Origin of the sequence: Pseudomonas sp. Sample_10 (assembly GCF_004321495.1) — a bacterium.
In the GTDB taxonomy this organism is placed as follows: domain Bacteria; phylum Pseudomonadota; class Gammaproteobacteria; order Pseudomonadales; family Pseudomonadaceae; genus Aquipseudomonas.
On record NZ_RCOE01000083.1, the window covers coordinates 1 to 7,201 of the forward strand.

The following is a 7,201-nucleotide window of genomic DNA, read 5'->3' on the forward strand; positions in this document are numbered from 1 at the left end:
ACATCCGTCGCCTGGTTCGCGTTGAAGGTGATGTTGTTGGTGGTTACCTGCACGGTAACAAGATCGGTGTTGTCGTTGTACTCAAAGGCGGCGACGTTGACCTGGCCAAAGACATCGCTATGCACGTAGCAGCCAGCAACCCTGAGTTCCTGCTGCCTTCGGAAGTTTCCGCCGAAGCCATCGAGCGTGAAAAGGCTGTGTTCCTGCAGCTGAACGAAGAAAAAATCAAAGGCAAGCCAGAAAACATTGTTGAGAACATGGTCAAAGGCCGTATCAGCAAGTTCCTGGCCGAAGCAAGCCTGGTTGAGCAGGCGTTCGTCAAGAACCCTGAAATCAAGGTTGGCGAGCTGGCCAAGAAAGCCGGTGCTGAAATCGTTTCCTTCACCTACTTCAAAGTAGGCGAAGGCATCGAGAAGCCGGTCGACAACTTCGCTGAAGAAGTTGCTGCCCAGCTGGCTGCCGCCAAGCAATAAGACAGTTTTTTAACTGTCGCCCTGAAGAGGCTGCCCGCTCACGCGCGCAGCCTCTTTTCAGATGGGCTGCCAATTTTTATTGGTTTCCCTTTGGAACTGGCTTACAAAGCCATGTTCCGATGGCGCTGAAGCAGCGCCAAGCTAGAGTGAACGCCAGCTGTAAACAGCTCGCAAAGAATTTTAAAATACGCCGCAGGAGAGATTCGCAATGGCTCAGCAGGGCAGTGGTTATCAGGCTCGCTATAAACGCATTCTACTCAAGCTTAGCGGCGAGGCCCTGATGGGCTCGGAAGAGTTCGGGATCGATCCGAAAGTCCTGGATCGCATGGCGCTGGAAGTCGGCCAACTGGTCGGCATCGGTGTGCAGGTCGGTCTGGTGATCGGCGGTGGCAACCTGTTCCGCGGTGCGGCGCTGAGCGCGGCCGGCATGGATCGGGTAACGGGCGACCACATGGGCATGCTGGCCACTGTGATGAACGCTCTGGCCATGCGCGATGCGCTTGAACGTGCCAATATCTCCGCCATCGTGATGTCGGCCATTTCCATGGTAGGTGTGACCGATCACTACGATCGCCGCAAAGCCATGCGTCACCTGAACTCCAAGGAAGTCGTGATTTTCGCGGCCGGTACTGGTAACCCGTTCTTTACTACGGATTCGGCTGCCTGCCTGCGCGCAATCGAAATCGACGCTGATGTCGTACTCAAGGCAACCAAGGTCGATGGTGTGTACACCGCAGATCCATTCAAAGACCCGCACGCCGAGAAGTTCGATCATCTGACCTACGATGAAGTGCTGGATCGCAAGCTGGGTGTGATGGATCTGACGGCCATCTGCCTGTGCCGCGATCACAAGATGCCGCTGCGCGTATTTAACATGAACAAACCCGGCGCCCTGCTTAATATCGTACATGGTGGCGCTGAAGGAACCCTGATCGAGGAAGTTCAACAATGATCAACGAAATCAAGAAAGACGCTCAAGAGCGCATGCAGAAATCCGTGGAATCGCTGGCGCACAACTTCGGCCGTATCCGTACCGGCCAGGCGCACCCAAGCATTCTGGAAGGTGTGATGGTGCCTTACTACGGCTCCGACACGCCGATCAAGCAAGTCGCCAACATCACCGTCAAAGATGCGCGCACCCTGCAAGTCGTTGCCTTCGAGCGCAACATGCTGGGTGCTGTCGACAAGGCAATCGGTAGCGCCGGCCTGAACCTCAACCCGACCAACCTGGGTGAGTTGCTGCTGATCTCCATGCCGGCCCTGACTGAAGAAACCCGCAAGGGCTTCACCAAGCAGGCTCGCGATGTTGCAGAAGACGCCCGTGTTGCCGTGCGCAACATCCGTCGTGATGCGAACAGCCAGCTCAAGGACCTGGTCAAGGAAAAAGAGATCAGCGAAGACGAAGAACGTCGCGCCACTGGCGAAATCGATGATCTGACCAAGAAGTTCGTGGCTAAAATCGACGCGGATCTGGCGCAGAAAGAAAAAGACCTGATGGCCGTATAAGGGTCGAGTTTTCATGGAAAAGACCAAGCAGATTGCGCCCACCGCGGTGCCGCGCCATGTCGCGATCATCATGGATGGTAATAATCGCTGGGCGAAAAAACGCTTTATGCCGGGTGTCGCCGGGCATAAAGCGGGTGTCGATGCGGTTCGTGCGGTCATCGAGGTATGTGCGGAGTCGGGGGTCGAGGTCTTGACCCTGTTTGCGTTCTCCAGTGAGAACTGGCAGCGCCCGGCCGATGAGGTCAGTGCCTTGATGGATTTGTTCTTCAAGGCATTGCGTCGTGAGGCCAAGCGCCTCAACGACAACAACATCAGCCTGCGTATCATCGGTGATCGTTCGCGCTTTCATCCGGAGCTTCAGGCTGCCATGCGTGAAGCCGAAACCATGACCGCGGGCGCCAACCGTTTCGTCCTGCAGATCGCGGCCAACTACGGTGGTCAGTGGGATATCGCGCAGGCCGCCCAGCGTCTGGCGCGTGAAGTCCAGGCCGGGCACCTGCGTCCGGAAGACATCACCCCGGATTTGCTGCAAACCTGTCTGGCGACCGGCGACCTGCCGTTGCCGGACTTGTGCATCCGTACCGGTGGCGAGCATCGCATCAGCAACTTCCTGCTGTGGCAGCTGGCTTACGCCGAGTTGTATTTCTCCGACCTGTTCTGGCCGGACTTCAAACACGATGCCATGCGTAATGCACTGGCCGATTTCGCATCCCGCCAGCGTCGCTTCGGTAAAACGAGCGAGCAGGTCGAGGCTGGAGCCCGGGTTTAATGCTTAAACAACGAATCATCACCGCGCTGATCCTGCTGCCGATTGCCTTGGGCGGTTTTTTCCTGCTCGAAGGCTCCGGTTTTGCGCTGTTCATCGGGCTGGTCGTGACCCTCGGTGCCTGGGAGTGGGCGCGTCTGGCGGGCTTCACTGCCCAGCCTGCACGCGTTGCCTATGCCGCTGTCGTCGCGTTGATGCTGTTTATCATGTACATCCTGCCCGGGCTTGCGCCTTGGGTGCTGGGGGCTTCGGTACTGTGGTGGGGCGTTGCAACCTATCTGGTGCTGACGTACCCGCGCTCCAGCGAGCATTGGGCCAGCGCGGCCTGCAAGCTGGTGATCGGCCTGCTGATCCTGCTGCCGGCCTGGCAAGGCCTGGTTCAGATCAAGCAGCAGCCTTTGGGCAACTGGCTGATCATGGCGGTGATGGTGCTGGTCTGGGGGGCTGATATCGGCGCCTACTTTTCCGGCCGGGCTTTCGGCAAGCGCAAGCTGGCACCGCAGGTCAGTCCTGGCAAGAGTTGGGAAGGTGTCTATGGCGGCCTGGCCTTGAGTCTGGTCATCACCGTGATTGTCGGCTTTGTGCGTGACTGGACCGTAGCTGAACTGTTCAAGGGCCTGATCTGCGCTGCTGTGATTGTGTTTATTTCGGTTGTGGGCGATCTGACCGAAAGCATGTTCAAGCGCCAATCCGGGATCAAGGACAGCAGCAATCTGCTGCCGGGGCATGGCGGCGTGCTGGACCGGATTGACAGCCTGACGGCAGCCATTCCCGTATTCGCCGTGCTGTTGTGGATGGCGGCACCATGAGCCGTCCCCAGCAGATTACGGTTCTGGGGGCGACCGGCTCGATCGGTTTGAGCACCCTCGACGTCATCGCTCGCCATCCCGAGCGCTATCAAGCCTATGCCCTGAGCGGATTCACTCGTTTGAGTGAATTGCTGGCATTGTGCGTGCGGCATACGCCACGATTTGCTGTAGTGCCGGAAGCTGGCGCTGCACGCAGCTTGCAGGATGATTTGCGTGCGGCAGGCCTGTCGACCCGGGTGCTGGTGGGGGAGGAAGGCTTGTGTCAGGTGGCTGCCGATCCTGAAGTGGATGCAGTCATGGCGGCCATTGTCGGTGCGGCAGGGCTGCGCCCGACGCTGGCAGCGGTCGAGGCAGGCAAGAAGATCCTCCTCGCCAACAAAGAAGCGCTGGTCATGTCCGGTGCGTTATTCATGCAGGCGGTGCGTAAAAGTGGCTCGGTATTGCTGCCGATCGACAGTGAGCACAATGCGATATTCCAATGCATGCCAGTGGATTTCGCACGGGGTCTGAGCTCGGTCGGTGTACGTCGGATTTTACTGACGGCCTCCGGTGGTCCGTTCCGACAGACGCCCATGGCTGAGTTGGCGCATGTTTCACCTGAGCAAGCGTGCGCCCACCCTAACTGGTCGATGGGGCGCAAGATTTCGGTCGATTCGGCCAGCATGATGAACAAGGGGCTTGAGCTGATCGAGGCCTGTTGGCTGTTCGATGCCAAGCCATCCCAGGTCGAGGTGGTGATTCACCCGCAAAGCGTGATTCATTCGCTGGTCGACTACATCGATGGTTCGGTTTTGGCGCAATTGGGTAACCCGGACATGCGCACGCCGATCGCCAACGCGCTGGCCTGGCCGGAGCGGATCGATTCAGGGGTGCCGCCGCTGGACTTGTTTGCCATCGCGCGCCTGGATTTCCAGGCACCGGACGAAGAGCGCTTCCCTTGCCTGCGTCTGGCGCGGCTGGCGGCAGAGGCGGGCAACAGTGCTCCGGCGATGCTCAATGCTGCGAATGAGGTAGCTGTGGCCGCGTTTCTCGACGGACGGGTTCGTTACCCGGAAATCGCGAGTATCATCGAAGAAACCTTGAATCTTGAGCCTGTAGTGGCAGTCGATGATCTTGAGGCAGTGTTCACGGCGGATGCGAAAGCGCGTCTGCTGGCTGAACAGTGGTTGAGTCGTCACGGGCGGTGAGTGCTGCAACGCGTTGACCCATGCGGCACCGGATAGGAATGCGGAGAAAGTAGATGAGCGCGCTCTATATGATTGTCGGCACCCTGGTGGCTTTGGGTGTGCTGGTTACCTTCCACGAGTTCGGCCATTTCTGGGTCGCGCGTCGCTGCGGGGTCAAAGTGCTGCGTTTCTCCGTAGGCTTCGGCATGCCGCTCCTGCGCTGGCACGACAAGCAAGGCACTGAGTTCGTGGTGGCTGCCATCCCGCTGGGTGGCTACGTAAAAATGCTCGATGAGCGTGAAGGCGAGGTTCCGGCTGATCAGGTCGATCAATCCTTCAATCGCAAGTCGGTTCGCCAGCGTATTGCAATCGTGGCGGCCGGCCCTATTGCCAACTTTCTGTTGGCGTTAGTGTTTTTCTGGGTGTTGGCCATGCTCGGCAGCGAGCAGGTGCGCCCCGTCATCGGCGCCGTGGAGTCCGGCAGTATCGCCGCCAGGGCGGGCTTGACTGCTGGCCAGGAGATCATTTCCATCGACGGCGAACCGACATCCGGTTGGGCGGCGGTGAATTTGCAATTGGTCCGTCGCCTTGGGGAGAGCGGTTCATTGCAAGTGCTGGTTCGCGATCAGGGCTCTTCGATGGATTCGCCTCGTGAGCTGGCTTTGGACAAATGGCTCAAGGGTGCTGATGAACCGGATCCGATCCGTTCGCTGGGGATTCGTCCGTGGCGTCCGGCACTGCCGCCGGTCCTGGCTGAACTGGATCCGAAAGGTCCGGCGCAGGCCGCCGGGCTGAAAATGGGTGACCGCTTGCTGGCGCTCGATGGCAAGTCGCTGGACGACTGGCAACAGGTGGTCGACACCGTGCGTTTGCGTCCTGATACCAAAATCATGCTGCGGGTTGAGCGCGATGGTGCTCAAATCGACGTCCCGGTGACGCTCGCTGCCCGCGGCGAGAGCAAGGCGCCCAGTGGCTATCTTGGGGCTGGGGTGAAAGCGGTCGACTGGCCGCCGGAAATGATCCGCGAGGTTAGTTACGGGCCTCTGGCCGCAATTGGCGAAGGGGCCAAACGCACCTGGACCATGAGCCTGCTGACTCTCGATTCACTGAAGAAAATGTTGTTCGGTGAGCTCTCGGTAAAAAACTTGAGTGGACCGATAACCATTGCTAAAGTGGCGGGCGCTTCGGCCCAGTCGGGTGTTGCTGATTTCCTGAATTTCCTTGCTTATCTGAGTATTAGCCTGGGGGTTCTGAATTTGCTGCCCATTCCTGTGCTGGATGGGGGGCATTTGTTGTTTTATCTGATCGAGTGGGCGCGTGGTCGTCCCTTGTCGGATCGGGTGCAAGGTTGGGGGATACAGATCGGTATCAGTTTGGTGGTCGGAGTGATGTTGCTTGCTCTGGTCAATGATCTGGGTCGTCTGTAACACTTCGCTGAATTGCGAATCTGCCGCATTTTGCGGCAGTTTGTTTATTGCCAGTTGGAATAAGAAAGGACTTCATGAAACGTCTGCTGCTAACTGCGGTTCTCACCGTATTGATGATCGCCGAAGTTCACGCCGAGTCCTTCACTATCTCTGATATTCGCGTCAATGGCCTCCAGCGGGTCTCCGCGGGTAGCGTCTTTGGTGCTTTGCCGTTGAACGTCGGTGAACAGGCGGATGATCGTCGCCTGGTGGAATCCACTCGTGCGCTGTTCAAAACCGGGTTCTTTCAAGATATCCAGCTGGGCCGCGATGGCAACGTCCTTGTCATTACGGTAGTCGAGCGTCCGTCGGTTGCCAGTATCGAGATCGAAGGTAACAAGGCGATCTCCACTGAAGACCTGATGAAGGGCTTGAAGCAGTCCGGTCTGGCCGAAGGCGAAATCTTCCAGCGTGCCACCCTCGAAGGCGTGCGTAATGAACTGCAGCGCCAGTACGTCGCTCAGGGCCGCTATTCCGCTACCGTCGACACCGAAGTGGTGCCGCAGCCGCGTAACCGCGTCGGCCTGAAGGTCAACATCAACGAAGGCACCGTTGCGGCGATCCAGCACATCAACGTGGTGGGCAACACCGTCTTCCCTGACGAAGACCTGATCGACCTGTTCGAACTCAAGACCACCAACTGGCTGTCGTTCTTCAAGAACGATGACAAGTACGCCCGTGAAAAACTCTCCGGTGACCTGGAGCGCCTGCGTTCCTACTACCTGGACCGTGGCTATATCAACATGGATATCGCTTCGACCCAGGTGTCCATCACCCCGGACAAGAAGCACGTCTATATCACCGTCAACGTCAACGAAGGCGAGAAGTACACCGTTCGCGACGTCAAGCTGAGCGGCGACCTGAAGGTCCCTGAAGACCAGGTCAAGTCCCTGTTGCTGGTGCAGAAAGGCCAGGTGTTCTCGCGCAAGCTGATGACCACCACTTCCGAACTGATCACCCGTCGTCTGGGTAACGAGGGTTACACCTTCGCCAACGTCAACGGCGTGCCTCAGCC

At 58.3% G+C, this 7,201-nt stretch carries 8 protein-coding genes; all 8 read left to right on the forward strand.

The window, feature by feature from the left end; genetic code table 11:
- Positions 1–473 (forward strand): translation elongation factor Ts (gene tsf, locus D8U18_RS07875; protein WP_131107408.1); only part of this gene is annotated, 473 nt, incomplete at its 5' end.
- A gap of 208 nt (positions 474–681) precedes the next feature.
- Positions 682–1,425 (forward strand): UMP kinase, encoded by a 744-nt coding sequence (gene pyrH / locus D8U18_RS07880; protein ID WP_003198235.1) that lies wholly within the window; start codon positions 682–684, stop codon positions 1,423–1,425.
- Entirely contained in the window at positions 1,422–1,979 is a 558-nt protein-coding gene (gene frr / locus D8U18_RS07885) for a ribosome recycling factor (protein WP_008000041.1), read from the forward strand. Before pyrH ends, frr begins: the two co-directional genes overlap by 4 nt.
- 13 nt (positions 1,980–1,992) lie before the next feature.
- Positions 1,993–2,748: a polyprenyl diphosphate synthase gene (gene uppS, locus D8U18_RS07890; RefSeq protein WP_056856247.1), complete on the forward strand. Its 756-nt coding sequence runs from the start codon at positions 1,993–1,995 to the stop codon at positions 2,746–2,748.
- Positions 2,748–3,554 (forward strand): phosphatidate cytidylyltransferase, encoded by an 807-nt coding sequence (locus tag D8U18_RS07895; protein ID WP_056856246.1) that lies wholly within the window; start codon positions 2,748–2,750, stop codon positions 3,552–3,554. The genes uppS and D8U18_RS07895 overlap by 1 nt, the downstream gene beginning before the upstream one ends.
- Complete coding sequence (gene ispC / locus D8U18_RS07900) at positions 3,551–4,741, forward strand: 1-deoxy-D-xylulose-5-phosphate reductoisomerase (protein WP_130906374.1); 1,191 nt, start codon at positions 3,551–3,553, stop codon at positions 4,739–4,741. The genes D8U18_RS07895 and ispC overlap by 4 nt, the downstream gene beginning before the upstream one ends.
- A gap of 53 nt (positions 4,742–4,794) precedes the next feature.
- The gene (rseP, locus tag D8U18_RS07905; RefSeq protein ID WP_056856244.1) at positions 4,795–6,147 is read left to right on the forward strand and encodes a sigma E protease regulator RseP; all 1,353 of its coding nucleotides are present in this window, start codon (positions 4,795–4,797) and stop codon (positions 6,145–6,147) included.
- Between the two features lie 74 nt (positions 6,148–6,221).
- Positions 6,222–7,201, forward strand: a 980-nt coding sequence (bamA, locus tag D8U18_RS07910; protein WP_131107409.1) for an outer membrane protein assembly factor BamA, incomplete at its 3' end; no start/stop codon positions are given.